At 43.3% G+C, this 374-nt stretch carries 2 tRNA genes; both read left to right on the top strand.

The features are described 5' to 3' along the window. Nucleotides 1-50 precede the first annotated feature (50 nt). A tRNA-Ile gene (locus tag BCU91_RS07315) sits at nt 51-127 on the top strand. Between the two features lie 63 nt (nt 128-190). Continuing rightward, nucleotides 191-266 (top strand) — tRNA-Ala (locus BCU91_RS07310). The last annotated feature ends 108 nt before the right edge of the window (nt 267-374 follow it).

Raw genomic sequence — 374 nt, 5'->3', positions numbered from 1 at the left:
GTTGAGTGTTCACACAGATTACTTGATAGAAAGAAAGAGCAATATACGTTGGGTCTGTAGCTCAGCTGGTTAGAGCGCACCCCTGATAAGGGTGAGGTCGGTGGTTCAAGTCCACTCTGACCCACCAAAATCTTCATTTCTCCTAAGCGAAGATTTTGTATTAACGTATTTTGTTTTACTGCATGTAAATGGGGCTATAGCTCAGCTGGGAGAGCGCCTGCCTTGCACGCAGGAGGTCTGCGGTTCGATCCCGCATAGCTCCACCATTTACATCTTCTCAATAAGTTGAGTCGACATATGCAATTAAGAGATGCCAAAGATAATCTAACCATTATCTTTGGCTTTTTTTAGCCCGTTCTTTAACAATTTGGAAA

It is taken from the genome of Shewanella sp. 10N.286.52.B9, from assembly GCF_002873635.1.
In the GTDB taxonomy this organism is placed as follows: Bacteria; Pseudomonadota; Gammaproteobacteria; order Enterobacterales; family Shewanellaceae; genus Shewanella.
Note: the sequence above shows the minus strand (reverse complement) of the source record. Positions and strands in the feature narration are given on the sequence as shown.